General features: G+C 59.7%; 2 protein-coding genes. Both read left to right on the top strand.

The annotated features are described in order from the left end of the window. Nucleotides 1-356 precede the first annotated feature (356 nt). The gene (locus C5F48_RS23805) at nt 357-812 is read left to right on the top strand and encodes a Crp/Fnr family transcriptional regulator (RefSeq protein ID WP_107666130.1); all 456 of its coding nucleotides are present in this window, start codon (nt 357-359) and stop codon (nt 810-812) included. A 14-nt stretch (nt 813-826) separates the two neighbouring features. Beyond that, a complete protein-coding gene (locus tag C5F48_RS23800; protein WP_146170761.1) occupies nt 827-1,141 on the top strand; it encodes a helix-turn-helix domain-containing protein in 315 nt (104 codons plus the stop codon). Nucleotides 1,142-1,375 lie beyond the last annotated feature (234 nt).

Raw genomic sequence — 1,375 nt, 5'->3', positions numbered from 1 at the left:
TGCGGGTGACGATCGACTGGCGCAGAAGATCCGGTGGAGATCCCGACATGTGTCGGGATCGAGCAGGTCAGAAAGCAAGACGATGCGGCGGCTGCGCCACTGATTAAGACCAGCACATTCATCCCGGCGCACTGCCAATTTCGGCGTGGCATGCCTGGTTCGTCGTCTGACAAAAATGATGTCGTCTGGACACAGTTTAGTTGACTTGCCTCAAGGTGAAGGCGCGCGGCTACGCCATAACCTCTTCTTACGAAAGTACAAAACAGGTCCGGTTTACGACTGCCGGCATGCCGAAAGGACAGCGGTTCCGCCGCGGTGCAGATCACCTTGCGCCGTGACCAGGCCCTATTCCCCTAATGTCTCGATACGATGTCAATCCGCGATCCCCAAGCTGCGCGCTGTGCCCTGTTCGGGATTGCCTGATATGCTCCTCATCAGCCAAGAGCAGTATTCCGCACTTTGGGATGCTAAGGGCTCAGCGGTGCTACGCCGCGGGAGATGTGGTTGTTCTGGCGGGCCAGCCGCTTGAGTTCGTCGCGACTGTCACAAGTGGGATCGCCTCCTTCTCCCGGACCGTTGGTGGTGATCGACGCCAGATCGTCAACCTCGCCTTCCCGTCGCACTTCATCGGGTGGCCCGGTCGGGCGGTGTCGCCGGTCGACATCACTGCGGTGACTGAACTGACAGTCTGCATATTCAACCGAGCCGCCCTGGAGGCGAGGCTGGAAAAGATTACGCCGCTTCGGCAGCGGTTGATGGAAATGCGCCTCAACGACCTCGACGAGGGCCAGAGACTGGCTGATTGTGCTTAGCCGGAGCGGCGCGCTTGAAAAAGTGGCCGGACTGGCTTGTTGTCATCGCGCGGCAATTGTCGACAGACCCTCTTGATCCGGATGGGGAAGTCAACTTCGAGCTTCCTCTAAGCCGCTCGGATATGGCGGATTGCCTTGGGCTCAACCCGGAGACTGTCAGCCGACAGGTGAGCGTGCTTCGTCGGAGAAAGATCATCGAGGTGGACAACAAATGGACAATCCGGGTCAGGGCGTTGTCTCGCTTGCTTGAAGCAGCGGGGCCGTCCCATGAAAACCTGATGGTCCATGGGTCCGGCGCCGAACCTCGGTTCGGGGAGGCGTCGGGCTGAAGGCCCTACCCTGCCTACGTCGCGCCCAGATGGATTGCAGACATTGATCGTTCAGGATCTGAATTTTTAGGCAGGGTAAGGTGTGGCGAGATCCCGACATGTGCCGGGATCGAGCAGGTCAGCAGCCAGGTCAGGGGATCGACGCGGGCTTTGGCCCGCACTCACCCCCGCCCTGCGGTTTTTTCTGTTTGTCAGGTCCGCCCAACATCCCTGATCGGGCCGGTCAATCGGCAA

It is taken from the genome of Cereibacter changlensis JA139, from assembly GCF_003034985.1.
Lineage (GTDB): Bacteria > Pseudomonadota > Alphaproteobacteria > Rhodobacterales > Rhodobacteraceae > Cereibacter > Cereibacter changlensis.
This window is presented reverse-complemented; position numbering and strand designations above follow the sequence as displayed.

Coding starts and splice junctions, on each gene's coding strand:
- C5F48_RS23805 (WP_107666130.1), top strand. CDS start 357: ATGTCTCGATACGATGTCAATCCGCGATCCCCAAGCTGCGCGCTGTGC.